Here is a 17992-nt window from a genome sequence, read left to right as displayed (position 1 = left end):
GCCCTTAGCTTTGGGGCGCGATCCCTTTGGAGAGCGCCCCTTTGAGAAAGCCCAGTGCCTTGGCCCGTTTGCGGGCCGAGAACAGGTTGATGGGTGAGATGAGTTGCATCACGCCGTGGGCGATGATGCGGGTGCGGGCGCCGGACTGTCCGTGTTTGTCCATTGTGTAGATGGCCGATTGGGCCATGTGCCTGGCCTTGAAGGCAGCCGTGGCGGGCGTGCGGGCGGTGCTGCGCCCTTCGGCGTGTGTGACGACGGCGTCGTGGACGAAGCGGATGGGGCCGTGGGCGGCTGCAAGGCGGAGGCTGAGGTCGTCGTCTTCGTGGTAGAGGAAGATGCGGTCGTCGAAGCCGCCGACGGTGTTGAAGTTTGAGGCTTTTACGAAGATCGCGGCGCCGTTGAGGAGTGGGACGTTCGTGTCCTGCTCTGGTGCCGGTCCGGTCCAGTGTTTGCTTTTCGGCAGCAGACGGGAGCGGCGGCGGAAGGCTTGTTTTCCTTTGCCGTCGAGGACGCGGGGGGTGAAGGCGCAGGCGTTGGTGTGCGCGTCTGCCGCCGCGCAGAGCGTGTCGAGGCAGCCGGGTTCGAGCCTTGCGTCGGGGTTGAGGAACATCAGCCACGTCCGGTCGCAATGAGCGGCGCCGATGTTGCAGGCGGCGCCGAAGCCTTTGTTTTCCGGGTTCGTGACGATGGTCGCGCCGTGTTGTGCGGCCAGTGAGGCCAGTGTGTCCGCGTCGGTGCTGGCGTTGTCCACGATGACCACCTGCACGCCTTCTGGGACGCAGGTGAGCATGTCGCCGATCACGCCGGTGCTGTTGTAGGCGACGGTGACGATCTGGATGTCGGTGAGGCTGGGCATAAGGCGCCTTGGTGTTCTTGGGTCGAGGTCGTGAGACCACAAACGGATGCATGAAACAAGAAGGCCCCGGCATCGCTGCCGGGGCCTGTTTTGTAGGACTGGCGGTGGATTACTCCGCTGCCGGTTCCTCTTTCTTCACTTCTTCGCCGGTTTCCTGATCGACGACTTTCATCGACAGGCGGACCTTGCCGCGGTCGTCGAAGCCCAGGAGCTTGACCTTGACCTCTTGGCCTTCCTTCAGGACGTCCGAAGGATGGTTCAGGCGGCGGTTTTCGATCTGGGACACGTGCACCAGGCCGTCGCGCTTGCCGAAGAAGTTCACGAAGGCGCCGAAGTCCACGATTTTCACCACGGTGCCGGTGTAGATCGCGCCCTCTTCAGGCTCGGCCACGATGGCGTGGATCATGTCGTAGGCTTTCTGGATCGCTTCGCCGTTGGGCGAGGCGATCTTGATGATGCCGTCGTCGTTGATGTCGACCTTGGCGCCCGAGACTTCCACGATCTCGCGGATGACCTTGCCGCCCGAACCGATCACTTCGCGGATCTTGTCGGTGGGCACTTGCATCGTTTCGATGCGCGGGGCGTGGACGGAGAATTCGGCAGCACCGGTGATGGCTTTGCCCATTTCGCCCAGGATGTGCATCCGGCCGTCTTTGGCCTGTGCGAGGGCTTTCTCCATGATCTCGGGCGTGATGCCTGCGACCTTGATGTCCATCTGCAGCGAGGTGATGCCGTTTTCGGTGCCTGCCACTTTGAAGTCCATGTCGCCCAGGTGGTCTTCGTCACCGAGGATGTCGGACAGGATGGCGTAGGAGCCGTCGTCTTCCAGGATCAGGCCCATGGCGACGCCTGCAACCGCCGATTTCAGCGGCACGCCTGCGTCCATCATGGACAGCGACCCGCCGCAGACCGACGCCATAGAGGACGAGCCATTGGATTCGGTGATCTCGGACACCACGCGGATGGTGTAGGGGAAGTCGGTGCTGGCGGGCAGCACGGCTTGCAGTGCGCGCCATGCCAGTTTGCCGTGACCGATCTCACGCCGTCCGGGAGGGCCCACGCGGCCCGCTTCACCGACCGAGTAGGGCGGGAAGTTGTAGTGCAGCAGGAAGTTCGATTTGAAGTTGCCGTGCAGGGCGTCGATGAACTGTTCGTCGTCGCCGGTGCCCAGCGTGGTCACCACGAGGCCTTGCGTCTCACCGCGGGTGAAGAGGGCCGAGCCGTGGGTCCGGGGCAGCATGCCGGTCTGGCAGACGATGTCGCGAATCTCGTCCGTTTTGCGACCGTCGATGCGGGTGCCGGTTTTGACCACGTCACCGCGCAGGATCGACGCTTCGAGCTTTTTCATGGCGGAGCCGAGGTTCGGATCTTCCACTTGCTCTTCGGTCAGGGCGGCGATGATGGCCTCGCGTGCGGCGGCAACGGCGCTGGTGCGCTCTTGTTTGTCCGCGATAGCGAAGGCGTCGCGCATCTGCTTTTCACCGGCGGCTTTGACTGCTTCGTAGAGGTCCGAGTAGTCGGGGGCCTGGAAGTCGAAGGGCTCTTTCGCGGCTTCTTCGGCCAGCGAGATGATCAGGTCGATGACCGGCTGGATCTGCTCATGTGCGAAGTTCACGGCACCCAGCATTTCGGCTTCGGTCAGCTCGTAAGCTTCGGATTCCACCATCATCACGGCGTCTTTGGTGCCGGCGACAACCAGATCGAGGCGCTGCTCGGGGTTCAGGCGCAGGTCCTGCATGTCGTCGACGGTGGGGTTCAGGATGTATTCGCCATCCTCGAAGCCCACGCGGGCACCGGCGATGGGGCCCATGAACGGCGCGCCCGAGATGGTCAGGGCAGCCGAGGCCGCGATCATCGCGACGATGTCGGGGTCGTTGACCAGATCGTGCGACAGCACGGTGCACATCACCAGCACTTCGTTCTTGAAGCCGGGGACGAACAGGGGCCGGATCGGACGGTCGATCAGGCGGGCGGTCAGGGTTTCTTTCTCGGTGGGCCGCGCCTCACGCTTGAAGAAGCCGCCGGGGATCTTGCCCGCGGCGTAGTATTTTTCCTGGTAGTGGACGGTCAGGGGGAAGAAGTCCTGACCCGGTTTGGGGGCTTTGGCGAAGGTCACGTTCGCCATAACGCTGGTTTCGCCCAGCGTGGCAATGACGGATCCGTCCGCTTGACGGGCGACCTTGCCGGTTTCCAGTGTGAGCGTTTCTTCGCCCCACTGCATGGATTTTTTCGTCTCGTTGAACATACATGTTTCCTAAGTTGGCCGGATGGCCATTTGCGTAGGGGGCGTATTCCCCCTGACCCCTGTATCTTTTTTTGCGGGCGCTGGGGTCCGGGCGCCGTGCTTTCAGATTGTGCGCGCATACAGCACTTTGGTCGCAAATGAAAGCGTCGCGGCTGCGGCGCATCCGCGCTCAGGACCAGGGGCGCTTGGGCGGCTTGGCAAAGGCGATGGGCGCGTCGGGAAAGAGGTCGCCAGTTTGGGCGTCGGGTGTTGCGGTGCCCCATTTCTGCATCCAGCGGGTCGGCGGGGCGAGGGTCCCGCCGGGGGACCACTCGAAGTAGCCGAGCGCGCCCGGGGCCGCGATCGGGTCGCAGGGTTTTGGGTCTTTCAGTGTCAGTCCGGCTTGGCCGCCGAACCATTCGTTGTCTGAGTCCGTGATGATGCCTGTGACCTCGACCGAGCCGATGATGGCGCCGCGTGGCAGGTCGAGCGGATGGGGGCATTGCACGCCGTGTTTTTCGAGGCGCCAGTAGAGGTAGCGGAATTCTTCTTCCTTCAGTCCGGCGGCGGCGTGGAGCGCGATGCGCCCGGGTCCCATACGCCCTGCGCGGATGGAACCCATGGTGCGGTTTTCTATGGGTTTGTGCCCCGCGATGATGGCCCAGGCTGAGGGCTGGCGGACGGAGAGGGCGATGCGGGGCAGGGTGGGCATGCGGCGATGGTAGGCCGCGCGGTATGCGAGTCCAACCGTCGCCGGGTGGCTCTGTTTGCGCCTGCGCGCAAAGGTGCCCACCCGCCGACCCGAGGGATTACACAGCTGCCAGTGGCTTTTCGAGACAGGCCATCGCCGCCGTTGGTTTAGTCCAGAGCGAGGCCGAACAAAGCCAGCGCCACCAGTCCGGCGGCAAGGAATGCCCAAGTGGGCGCGGAAATTGTGAGCGGCTTTTTGAGCCAGGTGGAGATGTCTTGTGGAGCGGTGTTTGCCCGTGCTTCAGCAGTCGGGGACTTGGTTTCGTGGTTCATCGCAAATTCCCTTTCTTGACAGGTTTCCAATTCGCGCAGTCACGTCTGCGCCTGCACCATCGAGATGGCTGTTTCGGGGGACGGTTCAAGAGAGCGGGGTGCGCCGAAAACCGTCCGGCGGTTTTTTGCCGCGCGGTGCCTTGTGAGACTGACAGTGGGTGGTTTCTGCGTGTGATGCCATCGGAAGCGGACAGCTATGCGCGGGTGCTTTCGAGGATGCGCAAACAGAAAGGCCGCGCTCATCGAGGCGCGGCCTGAAATCTTACTGTAGCGATGAGCCGTATTAGCGGCGCAGGCCCAGACGTTTGATGAGGTCGGTGTAGCGCGCCTCGTCCTTGCCCTTGAGGTAGTCGAGCAGCTTGCGGCGCTGGGCAACCATTTTCAGCAGGCCGCGGCGGCCGTGGTTGTCTTTCTTGTGCGTCTTGAAGTGCTCGGTCAGGGTGGCGATGCGCGAGGACAGGATGGCGACCTGGACTTCGGGCGAACCGGTGTCGCCGTCCTTGGTGCCGTATTCCTTCATCACGCGCGCTTTATCTTCAGCAGTGATCGACATCGGTGTCTCCTTTTCAGGTTAGAGTGAGACGCCGCCGGCCGGGATGTCGTCCAGCACGGGGCCAAAATGTCCGGCAAGAGACCGGAGATGCGCGCGTATAGGAGAGATTCGGCGACTTGGCAACGGGCAGCTTGCCGACACCGGACTGGATCAGAGCGGCGCCATTCCCGCGCTTTGTGCCAGGCTGAGCGGCATTACGGCGATGTTGTCCATACCGATCTCCGCCCCGTTGGCGACATTTGCCACGGCAACGCCATTCATCATGACGCGCATGGTGTCCGGGTTTTCAGGGTCCACTTCCAGCGATACTTCGGGCTCTTCCTCGTGATCGTCATACACGAGCAGGATGTTGTCGTCGTCCGCGTTGAAGTCCATGATCGTCGCTGCCGTGCCGCCGTCGAACCAACTGCCTGCGACGATGGTGTCTTCACCCTCGCCTGCGGTCACGACATCTGCCTGTCCTGCGATCACGACGTCGTCACCGCCGCCGCCGTTCAGAAAATCCTTGTCATCCGTATCGTCCGTCGCTTCGGTCTCCGGGTCGTCTTCGACCCCGTTCAGGACGTCATTGCCCCAGCCACCAAAGAGCGTGTCCTGCCCAGCACCACCGGTGAGCGTGTCGTCGTCCAGTCCGCCGTGCACCGCGTCATCGCCAGCACCCCCGGCAAGGCTGTCGTCGCCCATGCCGCCGTGCATCTGATCATCGCCATCCCCGCCATCAAGTTGGTCGTCATCGTTGTGACCAAACATTTCGTCGTTGCCACTGCTGCCAAGGATAACGTCATCACCGCTTTCCCCCTCAAGCGTATCGTCGCCTGCTTCGCCGTTGATCGTGTCGTCACCCTCTTCGCCGTGCAGTGTGTCGGTCCCGTCTGTCCCGATCAGGTTGTCGTCACTCTCTGTCCCGAGAACGAGCGGTTCTTCTGTCGGGGTTGGCGTATCATCGACCTGGACTGACCGGTCGTCGATTTCGAGAGCGTCGGGTAGCGTTGCCGCTTCGGACGGCGCGGCGACATTGTCGCTTTCCGGTGTGGTGTCGGGCTTGGCGTCGGCGTCGGTTCCGTCTTCCTGCTCATCCGTGGTGCCGGTCATGTCCATGACCCCGACGGCACCAACGGCCACTATTCCCATCAAACCAGCAAGCCACAACATGACACACGTCCAAACAACAGGGCGGAATTGCCCAAGGGACAAATACCGTAGACCAGCCTTTGAAACAAAGGCATTTGAGCGAAATGGTTAACAGTTTGTGTCGATCGGGACCTGCACCCAAGGTTCGGGTTGCTGCGCGTAGGGCAGGTAGAGCGGGTGCTTGGGATGCCCGGCCTTGGACAGCCCGAGGTGGAACAGGGGGCGTTCGACGCCTTGCAGAAGTGTTGCGACCGCGGGGCCTCTTTCCATGTGTTCGCCGTGGGTGCCCCATGCCGCGATCACGTCGTTTGCCCATTGCGCCCGTTCGTGGATGGCTGCGTCGTTGTCCGGGCCAATCGGGTCTTGGGCGGCGCGCATGGCGCGGGGATCCGTGTCGCGCCATGCGAAGATGTTGGTGACTGCAAAGCTGCCGTAGCCCAAGGTCCGTGCGCGGCGTTCGCAGCGTTCGACCGTCGGGTCGTTCTGGATTTCCGTTGCAGTCGAGGGGTTGAGCATGACGAAATTCACCCGTCTTCCGCTGTCGTCCCACACACGTGTCAGGCTGTAGCGGTAGCGTTCGCAGTCCGAGTAGATGGCGGTTGAGGGCGCGTCGCCTTTGGTGTGGGTTCGAGTGATCATGGGGCGGTTCTGCCAGCCGCAGACCGCCCCATCAATCGGTTTATGTCGTATCGCTTATTCGGCGGGCACGGCCACTGGCGTGCGGCGGATATTCAGGACGGCGCCCTTGGCCTCCATGATGCCCGCGGCGATCAGGGCGTAGACGATGTGCCCCCAGAGTGCGACCCAGGTGATGCCGGTGAAGCCGAGGAAGGGTTTGTTGCCGGTCACGAGGTGCGCCATGACGTAGAGGGCGAAGACCCAGAGGGCGACACCGTAGGCCACAGCGGTCAGCGACCAGTGCAGATTTGGCAGCACGGCGCGCTGGATCGGGCGGGCGATGGCGAAGTAGCCCACCGCGTAGAAAATGAGGCCGGTCAGCGCGTGCAGCAGGTAGGCGGCCCCGGAGGGGTTCGCGCCGAAGATCGCCTTGATTGAGGCCCCGGCAAGGCCGACGGGGGCGAGTTTGGCGTAGCCGAAGAGCGGGCTAAGGGCCTGTCCGAAGACGTCGAATGCGATGGTGGCGAAGGCGCCAGCGGTCAGGACGGTGCCGGCGGTGCGGAGTGCTTGGTTGGTCATGTCATCTCTCCCTTTCGAGGACGGTTGGGGCGTTGTGATGGGATAGATGTGGACCGAATGGTTCCTTTTGAGAAGAGTGCTCACGGAACGCTTATTGAAACCGCTGGATTTGTAACAATCCACGGCATTTCGGGTATGGGATTCCGGTAGAATTTCAGCGGGCTGCGCCGAATTGTTACAGGTTGAAGACCCGCGCGGGATGCAATTCGCCTGCCTTGTAGCGGCCCACAGCCACCGGTACGCCATCAAGCGACGCCCAGCATTCTGTCCCGTACTCAACATCGGCGGCCATCACCATGCCCGGATTGCCGTTGCGCAGCCGCGCGGCCCCTTCGGCGGTCGCGCGCAGTTCGGGCAGGTCGGCAAGGCCGTCAGCCGTGGGGCGCAGGTGGTCGTCGAGCGCGGGTGTGTGCGCCATCTCTTCGATCTGGTCGACGGTCAGGCCGTCTTCGGCGTCAAAGGGGCCGGACCAGATGCGGCGCAGCTCGCGCACGTGACCGTGGCAACCGAGCGCTTCGCCCAGATCGCGGGCGATGGACCGGACATAGCCGCCTTTGCCGCAGACCATTTCAAGCTCGACATGATCGGGGTCGGGGCGGTCTGTCAGTACCAACTCATCCACCCATAGCGGGCGGGCGGCGATTTCGACATCTTCGCCGTCGCGGGCGAGTTTATAGGCGCGCTGGCCGTCGATCTTGACCGCCGAGAACTTGGGCGGCACCTGCATGATGTCGCCGATGAAGTGGCTGAGGGCGGCCTTGATCTGTGTGTCGCTGGGCCGCGTGTCGGATTGGGCGATCACCTCGCCTTCGGCGTCGTCGGTGTTCGTGGCTTGGCCGAGGCGGACCGTGAAACGGTAGGCTTTGAGCGCGTCGGTGATATAGGGGACCGTCTTGGTTGCTTCGCCGAGGGCCACAGCCAGAACGCCGGTCGCCTCCGGATCCAGCGTGCCTGCATGGCCCGCCTTTTTAGCCTGCAGCGCCCAGCGCACCTTGTTCACGACGGCGGTCGAGGTCAGACCCGCGGGCTTGTCCACCACCAACCACCCGGAAATGTCGCGCCCTTTGCGTGAACGGCCCATGATACCCTCGCCCTGTGAATGAGGGCTGCCGCGTATCGCAGGGCCGCGGCGTTTGTCAATTGGTGCAGCGCGTCAGCAACTTGCCCGGTGATACGGCAGATCCGTTCGGGCTGGCGGGTGCGCTTTGGGCATTGCCCGTCGTGGCAGACGACCCGATTTGCACGCATGACGGCTTTTGCGTACCAAAGTCCGACTGGACCCAAGGTTGCATCTGCCATGTCTCATTCCGCACTCAGCGCACCCCTGACCCTGCCATGTGGCGCAACGCTCAAGAACCGGATCGCGAAGTCGGCGATGTCTGACTCGCTGGGCGATGGTGCGGGCAATCCGACAGAGGATCAGATCAGGCTGTATGAACGCTGGGCCACGGGTGGTCTGGCGGTGTCGATGATTGGCGAGGTTCAGGGCACCCCCGATTTTCCGGAGAAGCCCGGGAACCTTGTTTTGAACGATCAGTCGGATCACGGCATGTTCGAACGTCTGGCACGGGCCGGGGCAACCAACGGCGCGGGGCTTTGGCTGCAACTCGGGCATGCCGGGGCGATGGCTGATGCACCCATCAGTGCGCCGAAGGGGCCGAGCGCGCTTGATCTGTCGGGCCTGACATGCGGTGCCTTGTCGTTGGATGAGATACAGGCCTTGCCCGCTGAATTTGCGCGCACGGCCAGTCTGGCCAAGCAGCGCGGGTTCCACGGTGTGGAATTGCACGCGGCGCATGGGTTCCTGCTGAACCAGTTTCTGTCACCGTTGTTCAACAAGCGTGAGGATGCCTATGGCGGGTCCCTGCAAAACAGGATGCGCCTGTTGTTGGAGGTGATCAGTGCCGTCCGTGATGCGGTCGGGCCTGCGTTTCCGGTGGGGCTGAAGCTGAATGCGACGGATCAACTGGAGGGCGGGTTTGCAGAGGATGAGGCGCTTGAGGTTATCGCCGCTGTGGACAAAACCGCGGTTGATCTGATCGACATCAGCGGCGGCACTTATTTTCCTGGCGCGGCATCTTCGTCTGATCGTGCGGGCTCCGGCCCCTATTTCCTCGATTTTGCAGCGCGGGCCCGTGCAAAGACCGCCATTCCCCTGATGGTGACGGGCGGGTTCAAAACGCTGGCCCAGGCCGAGAGTGCCGTGGCCGAGGGCAAGGCCGATCTGGTCGGGCTGGCGCGCGCTTTGATCGTTGATCCGGATCTGCCGTCCTTTTGGTTGTCGGGCGCGCGTGAGGCGCCGCTGTTCCCGCGGTTTCACAATCCGCCCGAAGGGGGCGTGACCGCGTGGTTCACGATGCAGATCACGCGGATTGCCAAGGGCGAAGCCGCGCTTGGCCCGGATGAATTGGAGGCAGCCATCGCAGCTTACGAAAGCCGGGATCAGGCGCGTCGAGATGTATGGACCGCCCGTTTTGGGTGACGGGCCGAGCAAGGGTTATTGTGGGATGGTTTCCACCGTCCCGATGATCGGTCCCAAAGCGAAGCCGAAATCGTCGCGGTTCATCTGCGGGGCGTAGAGGCGCGAGATGTTTCCGTCGAAGAACAGCGCGTTGGGCAGGTCGAGCGCGTCGCGGAAGAGGCTGCCGAACTCGTGGAATGTGACGGCGTTGTTGGAGATGGCGAAGATCGCCTTGGTCCCGTCGGCGGAGGTGCCGACCCCGTTGCGGATGTAGCGCGACGTGCTGTCGGGCAGGAAGCGGGGGTGCAGGTCGCCGTCGATCACCAGCATGGGGCCGGATTGGGTGGCGAAGCTACAATCCGGCGCTTGGTCCACGAAGTCGAGCGTTTCGAACACATCCGCGCGGCCGGGGCGCAGGCACAGCACTCCGTTGGGCAGAAGGCCGAAATTGCCGGGGCCTGGGTTTGAGATCACGCGCATGATCTCTTGCCCGTTTTCGACGTAGTGGCCGACGGGCGCGCGGTTGTCGTGGTACATGCCGGCGTTCATGGCGAAGCTGAGTGACTTGCCTTCGTCCTTCAGTGCTTCGTCCACCGCGCTGAACTGCCCGTAGGGCGCGCCGCCCTCGTCGTTCAGAAAGAGCCGCAGTTCTTCGGTCGCGGGATCGACGGTGCAGATCGTGTAGCGGTTCTCTTTGTAACGGATGTTTTCGCAGGTCACCGCCCAGGCAGGCAGCGTCCACATCAGCAGCAGTAGCGCCGCCGCTCGGATCATTCCTGGATATCCCGCCGCACGGCGTCCTGGTTCAGCATCCGCCGTGTGTCGTCCATCCGGTCAAAGGTTTCGTCCAGTTGGAAGCGCAGGTCGGGGGCGAATTTGAGCGTCAGTTTCTTGGACACCGCGCGCCGCAGCTCGCCTTTGTTGCGGGCCAGCAGCTTGAGCACGTCCTCTTGCCCCTGACCACCCAGCGGCAGGACATAGGCCGTCGCGACCTTGAGGTCGGGTGACGTTCGCACCTCGCCCACGGTGATCGACATGCGGTTGAGGTCGGGGTCATGCACGTCGCCGCGCGCCAGCACCTCGGACAATGTCCGGCGGATCAACTCGCCCACGCGAAGCTGCCGTTGCGAGGGGCCGGGGCCATCGTGAAACTTGTTCTTTGCCATGGCCTCGGTCTACGCCCTCCACTGCCCTTTGCCAAGCGGCGCGCGGCAGGCTAGGGAGGCGGGAAGTCGCCAAAAAGGGGTGAGGGACATGTCTGAATTGCCGGGGATCGTGATTGCAGGGGCGTCGGGCCGGATGGGCCAGATGTTGATCAGGTCGGTGCTGGAGAGCGACAGGATGCGGCTGGTCGGCGCGCTGGAGCGTGAGGGCCATGACTGGATCGGTCGCGATCTGGGAGAGGCGATGGGTGGCGTTGCGCTGGGCGTATCTGTCTATGACGATCCGTTGGAGCCGATGGCGCAGGCGCAGGCGGTGATCGACTTTACCGCGCCTGAGGCGACGATTGCCTTGTCCGGCATCGCGGCGCAGGCGCGAGCGGCGCATATTATTGGCACCACCGGCATGAGCGACGAACAGATTGCGCGGCTGGAACCTGCGGCGCGCCACAGCCCCATTGTGCGGGCGGGCAACATGAGCCTTGGCGTAAACTTGCTGACCCAACTGGTCAAACAGGTGTCGGCGGCGCTGGACGAGGATTTCGACATCGAGGTGGTCGAGGCGCATCATCATCACAAGGTCGACGCGCCGTCGGGCACTGCGTTGATGCTGGGTGAAGCTGCGGCGGAGGGTCGTGGTGTTGATTTGCAAAAGGTGCGCGATGCAGCCCGTGACGGGATCACGGGTGCGCGCAACCGCGGCGACATTGGCTTTTCCGTCATTCGTGGTGGCGACATCGTAGGCGAGCATGAGGTGATCTTTGCTGGCGCGGGAGAGCGCATCACCCTGAAGCACATGGCGACGGATCGGGCCCTGTTTGCCAAGGGCGCATTGAAGGCTGCCCTTTGGGCGCAGGACAAGGCGCCCGGGCAGTATGACATGCTCGATGTCTTGGGTTTGGGCGGATAAGCGCCACTTTGTTTACCTAAACATCGGTTCGAGTGAACCAAACGCCGTCATCCCCCGTACCTCTGGTATTCTTGCCACTGCGTGAGGGGATGTATGATGCGTATGATGATGTTTGCTGCCGCTGCGGCTTTGTCTGCTGGACCAGCTCTGGCTGAATTGGTCAAAGTCGATGATCAGAACCGGTTTGTGCAGCTTGTGAACGGCAAGACGCTGACGCGCCCTTTTGTGAAACTGAACGTGACGCCCGATGGCAAGATTGCCGGGCGCGGTGCGCGTTGGGATGTCGAGGGGACGTGGTCTTGGCAGAACGGGTATTTCTGCCGTGATCTGTTCTGGGGCGGTGATCCGTTGGGCTATAACTGTCAGGAAGTGCAGGCCACGGCAGATGGGCGCATCAAGTTCACGTCGGATCGGGGTGCCGGTGACAGTGCGATGTTCCGGCTGCGCTAGGCGCTAGAAGTCGACCGCGATACCCTTCTTTTCCCAATCGCCAAAGCGCACGGGTTCCGGCCCGTCGCGGCCACCCAGTTCCGTTGGCAGTTCCACCGCCTTGGCGGCCTTGCGCCGTTCCTCGGCCTCGGCCAGTGCGCGCCGGGCGGCTGGAGGCAGATCCTTGGCCTGTTCGGGCTGCTGGTCGTCGGACATGGTGGGTTCCTCTTACGCTTGACCCTTGATATACGCGCGACCTTCGCCCCGGCAAGCGGGTGCGACAGGAACGACCGGGAACATACATGAGCGATACGGGACTGCCCGCGCGGCGCAGCGCGATCTACCTGCTGGATCAGATCATCGGTGAGGGCAAGCTGTTGCCTGAGTTGATCGGTGCGGGGGCGCTGGACCGGTTGGAGCCTGCAGACCGTGCGCGTGCGCAGCGTCTGGCGACGGAGACGCTGCGAGGAATGGAGCGGGCCGACCGTATCCTGCAGAAGCATTTGCAGAAGTATCCGCCGCTGACCGTGCGCAATGCGTTGCGCGTGGGCACGGTTGAGCTGTGCGCGGGTGAGGCTGCGCATGGCGTCGTGAATTCGATGGTCAACATCGTGTCGCGGCACAAGCGCTACGGGCATTTGAAGGGCCTGACCAATGCAGTGCTGCGCAAGGTTGCCGATAAGGGGCCGGAGCAGTGGCCTGTTTTGAGGACGCCACGCTTGCCCAAGTGGCTACGCGGGCCTTTGGTGGATGCCTGGGGCGGTGAGGCTGTGCTGGCGATGGAAGCCGCGCAATTTGCAGGCGCACCGCTGGATTTGAGCTGTAAGACTGATGCCGATGCTGTCGCGGCAGCCATCGGGGGCGAGGTTTTGCCCACAGGCTCGGTGCGTTTGGCCGATGCCGGGCAGGTGTCGGCTCTGCCGGGATACACCGCCGGTGACTGGTGGGTGCAGGATGCTGCAGCTGCGATCCCTGCCCGTGTGCTGGATGCACGACCCGGTGAGGCGGTGCTGGACCTGTGTTCGGCGCCCGGCGGCAAGACGCTGCAATTGGCGGCGACCGGTGCGGATGTAACCGCTGTTGACGTCTCCGAAGGGCGGATGGAGCGGGTGAAGCAGAACCTGATCCGCACGAAGTTGGAGGCGAAGACCGTTGTCTCTGATGCCTTTGAGGTGACCGGGCAATACGATGCGATCTTGCTGGATGCGCCTTGTTCCGCGACCGGGACCATACGGCGGCACCCGGATCTGCCCTTTGCCAAGGATGGGTCGGAGTTTGGTGCGCTGATCGAGATGCAGAGCCGCATGATTGATCATGCCGTGACCCTGCTGAAACCCGGCGGGCGGATGGTATTTTGCACCTGTTCGCTGTTGCCGGATGAGGGCGAGGTGCAGGCGGAAGAGGCGCTTGCGCGGCATCCGTCGCTGAGCGTGGATCGTGAGGCGCTGGATCGGCCCGGCATTGATCCGGCGTGGATCACCTATGAGGGTGGGTTGCGTCTGCGGCCTGATCATTGGGCAGATCGGGGCGGCATGGATGGCTTCTATGTCATTTGCCTGCGCAAGGACGGCTGACATTGCGTGACTCGCAGGGCGGTACCCGCTAGAGTGCTGCGCAAAACGCCGTAGACGCGTCGAGGCAGAGAGCATGTCCACCCTGAGCGGCTTGACCGCACGAAAAGCACGGTTGCTGAACCGTTGGCACGCGCATCGCGCGACACAGGCCAAGGCCGCGACGGCCTTTTTGTCTTCGCCCGAACCCCGGACGATTGGCAGCTTTGCCAAGGGGCGGCAGTTGGTGGCAGGAAACTACCTGTTTGCCGGCGCGCTGATCGAGGCGAAGGGCACGCCGGTTTGGCAGGTTGATGCGCCGGACCGTGCCTATCTGAACGAGATCCATGGCTTTGCATGGCTGGATGATCTTGCCGCCGTCGGCGATCCGTCAACGCGCGGGCTTGCGCAGGAGTGGCTTTGGGCGTGGATTGCCAAGTTCGGGCGCGGCGGTGGTCCCGGCTGGACGCCTGACCTGACCGGGCGGCGCCTGATCCGGTGGATCAACCACGCGATTTTTCTGTTGCGGGGGCAGGAAGCGCCTGCGTCCGATGCGTTTTATCGCAGTCTGGCGCAGCAGACCCGCTTTCTTTCGAAGCGCTGGCATGCGGCGGCGCCGGGTTTGCCTCGGTTCGAGGCGCTGACCGGCCTGATTTATGCCGGTGCGTCCCTGGAAGGGATGGAGGATCTGGCGCCGCCTGCTGTCGCCGCGCTGGCCAAGGAGTGTGAGGATCAGATCGACCAGCAGGGCGGGTTGCCGACCCGCAATCCCGAAGAATTGCTGGACGTCTTTACCCTGCTCACCTGGGCGGCGGCGGCGCTGGAGGAGGCGGAGAAGCCTGTGCCGGAGGCGCATACCGCTGCCATTGAACGCATCGCACCGACACTGCGCACCTTGCGTCATTCCGATGGCGGCTTGGCCCGGTTTCATGGTGGCGGGCGCGGGCAGGAAGGGTGGCTGGATCACGCTTTGGCGGCGTGTGAGGTCAAGACGCGGCAGCCCGATGGCTTGTCGATGGGCTATGCCCGGCTGAGTTCGGGGCGGACCAGCGTGATCATTGATGCGTCGACCCCGCCGAAGCCAGAAGCTGGGTACAACGCACACGCCTCGACGCTTGCATTTGAGGTCACGTCCGGTCGCCGCCCACTGATCGTGAATTGCGGGTCGGGTGCCAGTTTCGGGGCCGATTGGCGCCGCGCGGGGCGCGCCACACCGTCGCATTCAGCGATGACCGTCGATGGTTATTCCAGCGCGCGGCTCGGTGACGCCGACCGCGCCACGGCCCATGAAAGCCTGATCGACGCGCCGACCCATGTGCCGATCGAGATCAATCATGCCCCGGATGGTCTGCGCTTTCAGGGCGGGCATAATGGCTATGTGCACACCCATGGGCTGACCCATGCGCGGCAGTTGGAACTAACCTTTGACGGGCGCGGCATGGCGGGCGAGGACATGCTGCTGGCCCTGGAGGACGCTGAAAAACGGTTGTTTGACAAGGTGATGGACGCCAAGAAACTGGCGGGCATTCCTTTTGACATCCGCTTTCATCTGCACCCGGAGGTGAATGCCGAGTTGGACATGGGCGGCTCTGCTGTGTCCATGGCGCTGAAGAGCGGTGAGATCTGGGTGTTCCGCCATGACGGGACGCAAAACCTGTCGCTGGAACCAAGCGTGTATCTGGAAAAGGGGCGGCTGAAACCGCGAGCGACCCAACAGATTGTTCTTTCGGGGCGTGCGATGACTTTTGCCACCCGCGTGCGGTGGTCCTTGTCCAAGGCGCAGGAAACTGCCATGGGCATCCGCGACCTCAATCGGGATGAGCCGGGCGAGGTCTATGACTGAAGGATTGCTGCCCCTATGACCGACCTCTACCCCGTCCGCCGCGCGCTGATTTCCGTTTCCGACAAGTCCGGGCTCGTTGAGTTTGCGACCGCTTTGGCCGGGCATGGGGTTGAGTTGCTGAGCACGGGCGGCACTGCGCGGACGCTGCGTGACGCGGGACTGAGCGTGAAGGATGTGAGCGAGGTCACGGGCTTTCCCGAGATGATGGATGGCCGGGTCAAGACGCTGCACCCGGTGGTGCATGGCGGTCTGTTGGCGCTGCGGGACAATGATGATCATGTGGCGTCGATGGACGAGCATGGGATTGGCGCCATCGACCTGGTGGTGGTGAACCTTTACCCGTTCGAGGAAACGGTCGCCAAAGGCGCGGAATATGCCGAGGTGATCGAGAATATCGATATTGGCGGCCCGGCGATGATCCGGTCGGCAGCCAAGAACCATGGCTTTGTGAACATCGTGGTGGATGTCGAGGATTACGATGTTGTGCTGGCTGAAATGAGTGCCAATGACGGGCAGACCACCTATGCGCTGCGTCAGCGGCTGGCCCAGACGGCCTATGCTCGCACGGCCGCTTACGATACCGCTGTCAGCGCCTGGATGGCGGCACAGGTCGGCGAGACGCCCCGCCGCCGCACATTTGGCGGGCAGGTGGCGCAGACCCTGCGCTACGGTGAGAACCCGCATCAGGCGGCCGCGTTCTATACTGATGGCTCGGCCCGTCCGGGTGTGGCGACGGCGACCCAGCATCAGGGCAAGGAGCTGTCTTACAACAACATCAACGACACCGATGCCGCGTTCGAGTTGGTGAGCGAGTTTGCGGGGCAGGGACCGGCCTGTGCTATCATCAAGCACGCCAACCCCTGCGGTGTCGCGACCGGGGCCACGTTGAAAGAAGCGTATTCTCGTGCCTTTGACTGCGACCGGACCTCGGCCTTTGGCGGGATCATCGCGCTGAACCATGAGCTGGACGAGGACACGGCCCGCGAGATTACGGGCATCTTTACCGAGGTCGTCATTGCGCCCGGCGCAAGCGACGCGGCGCGCGAGGTGTTTGCGGCCAAGAAGAACCTGCGTTTGCTGACCACCGACGGGCTTGCCGATGCGTCGGCTGCCGCGCTTGCGGTCAAACAGGTGTCCGGTGGGTTTTTGGTGCAGGACAAGGACGTGGGGCGAATTGCCCGCGATGATCTGAAGGTTGTGACCAAGCGCCAGCCATCCGAGCAGGAGATGAGCGACATGCTTTTCGCCTGGACTGTCGCCAAGCATGTGAAGTCGAACGCCATCATCTACGTGAAAGACGGTGCGACTGTGGGTGTCGGCGCGGGGCAGATGAGCCGCTTGGACAGCTCGACCATCGCGGCGACGAAGGCGGGCCGGATGGCAGACGATCTTGGGCTGTCCGAGACGACGGCCAAGGGGTCAGTTGTTGCGTCGGATGCGTTCTTTCCCTTTGCCGACGGCCTGCTCGCCGCGGCAGAGGCAGGTGCGACGGCTGTGATCCAGCCCGGCGGGTCCATGCGTGATGATGAGGTGATTGCCGCCGCTGACGAGGCGGGGCTTGCCATGGTCTTTACGGGCATGCGGCATTTCCGGCATTAAGCGCTGAATGAAACTTCTCTGGATCTCTGCGGCCATCGCCTTTTTGCTCGACCAGGCGTCGAAATACTGGGTGATCCATGTGTTGGGCGTGTCGCAGTTCAATCCGATTGATGTATTCCCGCCGCTTCTGAATTTCCGGTACGGCGAGAACCGGGGCATCAACTTTGGCCTGTTCGGGGACGGCACCAGTGTTTGGGCGTTGATCGCCGTGGCGCTGGTGATCTGCATCGGTGTGCTGTGGTGGGTTTGGAAGCATCCGCAGGGGCGGCTGGCCTATGTTAGTGCGGGCCTGCTGATTGGCGGCGCGCTCGCGAATGTGTTTGACCGTCTGGTCTATGGCTTTGTGCTCGATTTCCTCAACATGTCGTGCTGCGGGATCGACAACCCCTTTGTTTTCAATGTCGCCGACATCTTTATCTTTGCGGGGGCCATTGGTCTTGTCTTCTTTGGACAGGAAGGGACCGCGCAGAAAAAGGGCGCGTGACAAGGGGGGCGAAGCTGCGATATTGCATGCGAGAAATGGGAGACTTCCGATGCGGCTGATCGCATGTGCCATGATTGCTGTGACCTTTCTTGCCGCGTGCGAGAACCAGGGCCTGCGCCAGATCACGTCGCGGGGCGATGGGCCGGACGAATTTATTGTCGTGCCGGCCAAGCCGCTTGAGCAGCCCGAGAGCTTTTCGGCTCTGCCGCAACCTACGCCCGGTGGGTTTAATCGCACCGACCAGCGGCCGCTTGAGGACAGTGTCGCCGCACTTGGGGGTCAACGAACATCGCCAAATGCGCCCGTTCCCGGTGCCGATGGCGCGTTGGTCAACCACGCCAGTCGGTTCGGGCGCGACGCCAATATTCGCGCAACACTTGCTGCGGCGGATGCAGAATTCCGCCAACGCCAATCCCGCCTGACCCAGATCCGCATCGTGCGTGAAGACATCTATAATCAGGCCTATCGCCGTCAGGCATTGGACCCGGTCCAGACCGCGCGCCAGTTCCAGCGGGCCGGGGTGCCGACGCCGCTTGCGCCGCCGCGCAATGTGCGCCGCGGACGCCGCTAAG

The 17992-nt window shown here is 63.1% G+C and carries 20 protein-coding genes; 8 read left to right on the top strand and 12 right to left on the bottom strand.

Annotated elements, in window-relative coordinates:
* Positions 1–4: 4 nt before the first annotated feature.
* From KUV51_RS09425 to truB, 9 genes are all read right to left on the bottom strand, one after another.
* Positions 5–856, bottom strand: a complete 852-nt coding sequence (locus tag KUV51_RS09425) for a glycosyltransferase family 2 protein (RefSeq protein ID WP_261385759.1) — start codon at positions 854–856, stop codon at positions 5–7.
* Between the two features lie 109 nt (positions 857–965).
* The gene (gene pnp / locus KUV51_RS09420) at positions 966–3101 is read right to left on the bottom strand and encodes a polyribonucleotide nucleotidyltransferase (RefSeq protein ID WP_222521387.1); all 2136 of its coding nucleotides are present in this window, start codon (positions 3099–3101) and stop codon (positions 966–968) included.
* 169 nt (positions 3102–3270) lie between these two features.
* On the bottom strand, positions 3271–3792 hold the full coding sequence (locus tag KUV51_RS09415) for a hypothetical protein (RefSeq protein WP_222521386.1): 522 nt from the start codon (positions 3790–3792) through the stop codon (positions 3271–3273).
* A 146-nt stretch (positions 3793–3938) separates the two neighbouring features.
* A complete protein-coding gene (locus tag KUV51_RS09410) occupies positions 3939–4103 on the bottom strand; it encodes a hypothetical protein (RefSeq protein WP_222521385.1) in 165 nt (54 codons plus the stop codon).
* Between the two features lie 283 nt (positions 4104–4386).
* Complete coding sequence (gene rpsO / locus KUV51_RS09405; RefSeq protein ID WP_039685405.1) at positions 4387–4656, bottom strand: 30S ribosomal protein S15; 270 nt, start codon at positions 4654–4656, stop codon at positions 4387–4389.
* 150 nt (positions 4657–4806) lie between these two features.
* Positions 4807–5808 carry a calcium-binding protein gene (locus KUV51_RS09400; protein ID WP_222521384.1) on the bottom strand — a complete coding sequence of 334 codons (1002 nt, stop codon included), beginning with the start codon at positions 5806–5808 and terminating at the stop codon, positions 4807–4809.
* A gap of 87 nt (positions 5809–5895) precedes the next feature.
* Positions 5896–6426, bottom strand: coding sequence for a DUF1643 domain-containing protein (locus tag KUV51_RS09395; protein WP_222521383.1), 531 nt, complete (start codon positions 6424–6426; stop codon positions 5896–5898).
* Positions 6427–6480: 54 nt separating this feature from the next.
* On the bottom strand, positions 6481–6984 hold the full coding sequence (locus KUV51_RS09390; protein ID WP_222521382.1) for a hypothetical protein: 504 nt from the start codon (positions 6982–6984) through the stop codon (positions 6481–6483).
* 175 nt (positions 6985–7159) lie between these two features.
* Complete coding sequence (truB, locus tag KUV51_RS09385) at positions 7160–8065, bottom strand: tRNA pseudouridine(55) synthase TruB (protein WP_222521381.1); 906 nt, start codon at positions 8063–8065, stop codon at positions 7160–7162.
* 216 nt (positions 8066–8281) lie between these two features.
* Between truB and KUV51_RS09380 the strand changes: the two genes are divergently transcribed.
* Positions 8282–9466 carry an NADH:flavin oxidoreductase/NADH oxidase family protein gene (locus KUV51_RS09380; RefSeq protein ID WP_222521380.1) on the top strand — a complete coding sequence of 395 codons (1185 nt, stop codon included), beginning with the start codon at positions 8282–8284 and terminating at the stop codon, positions 9464–9466.
* A gap of 15 nt (positions 9467–9481) precedes the next feature.
* On the opposite strand, the gene KUV51_RS09375 is transcribed toward KUV51_RS09380, so the two are convergent.
* The gene (locus KUV51_RS09375; protein ID WP_222521379.1) at positions 9482–10219 is read right to left on the bottom strand and encodes a phosphodiester glycosidase family protein; all 738 of its coding nucleotides are present in this window, start codon (positions 10217–10219) and stop codon (positions 9482–9484) included.
* The gene (gene rbfA / locus KUV51_RS09370; RefSeq protein WP_039685418.1) at positions 10216–10611 is read right to left on the bottom strand and encodes a 30S ribosome-binding factor RbfA; all 396 of its coding nucleotides are present in this window, start codon (positions 10609–10611) and stop codon (positions 10216–10218) included. The genes KUV51_RS09375 and rbfA overlap by 4 nt, the downstream gene beginning before the upstream one ends.
* Before the next feature lie 88 nt (positions 10612–10699).
* On the opposite strand from rbfA, the gene dapB reads away from it, so the two are divergent.
* Complete coding sequence (gene dapB, locus KUV51_RS09365) at positions 10700–11515, top strand: 4-hydroxy-tetrahydrodipicolinate reductase (RefSeq protein ID WP_222521378.1); 816 nt, start codon at positions 10700–10702, stop codon at positions 11513–11515.
* A 96-nt stretch (positions 11516–11611) separates the two neighbouring features.
* Positions 11612–11965, top strand: a complete 354-nt coding sequence (locus KUV51_RS09360) for a dihydrodipicolinate reductase (protein WP_222521377.1) — start codon at positions 11612–11614, stop codon at positions 11963–11965.
* Between the two features lie 3 nt (positions 11966–11968).
* Here KUV51_RS09360 and KUV51_RS09355 read toward each other — a convergent pair whose 3' ends face one another.
* A complete protein-coding gene (locus KUV51_RS09355) occupies positions 11969–12160 on the bottom strand; it encodes a DUF1674 domain-containing protein (RefSeq protein WP_222521376.1) in 192 nt (63 codons plus the stop codon).
* 86 nt (positions 12161–12246) lie between these two features.
* On the opposite strand from KUV51_RS09355, the gene KUV51_RS09350 reads away from it, so the two are divergent.
* From KUV51_RS09350 to KUV51_RS09330, 5 genes are all read left to right on the top strand, one after another.
* Positions 12247–13518, top strand: coding sequence for an RsmB/NOP family class I SAM-dependent RNA methyltransferase (locus KUV51_RS09350; protein WP_222521375.1), 1272 nt, complete (start codon positions 12247–12249; stop codon positions 13516–13518).
* A gap of 73 nt (positions 13519–13591) precedes the next feature.
* Positions 13592–15337 carry a heparinase II/III family protein gene (locus KUV51_RS09345; protein ID WP_222521374.1) on the top strand — a complete coding sequence of 582 codons (1746 nt, stop codon included), beginning with the start codon at positions 13592–13594 and terminating at the stop codon, positions 15335–15337.
* Between the two features lie 15 nt (positions 15338–15352).
* The gene (gene purH / locus KUV51_RS09340; protein ID WP_222521373.1) at positions 15353–16936 is read left to right on the top strand and encodes a bifunctional phosphoribosylaminoimidazolecarboxamide formyltransferase/IMP cyclohydrolase; all 1584 of its coding nucleotides are present in this window, start codon (positions 15353–15355) and stop codon (positions 16934–16936) included.
* 7 nt (positions 16937–16943) lie between these two features.
* Entirely contained in the window at positions 16944–17420 is a 477-nt protein-coding gene (gene lspA / locus KUV51_RS09335) for a signal peptidase II (RefSeq protein ID WP_222521372.1), read from the top strand.
* Positions 17421–17469: 49 nt separating this feature from the next.
* Positions 17470–17991: a DUF3035 domain-containing protein gene (locus KUV51_RS09330; RefSeq protein WP_222521371.1), complete on the top strand. Its 522-nt coding sequence runs from the start codon at positions 17470–17472 to the stop codon at positions 17989–17991.
* Position 17992 lies beyond the last annotated feature (1 nt).

The sequence above is a fragment of the Tateyamaria omphalii genome, assembly GCF_019802125.1.
Classification (GTDB): domain Bacteria; phylum Pseudomonadota; class Alphaproteobacteria; order Rhodobacterales; family Rhodobacteraceae; genus Tateyamaria; species Tateyamaria omphalii_B.
This window is presented reverse-complemented; position numbering and strand designations above follow the sequence as displayed.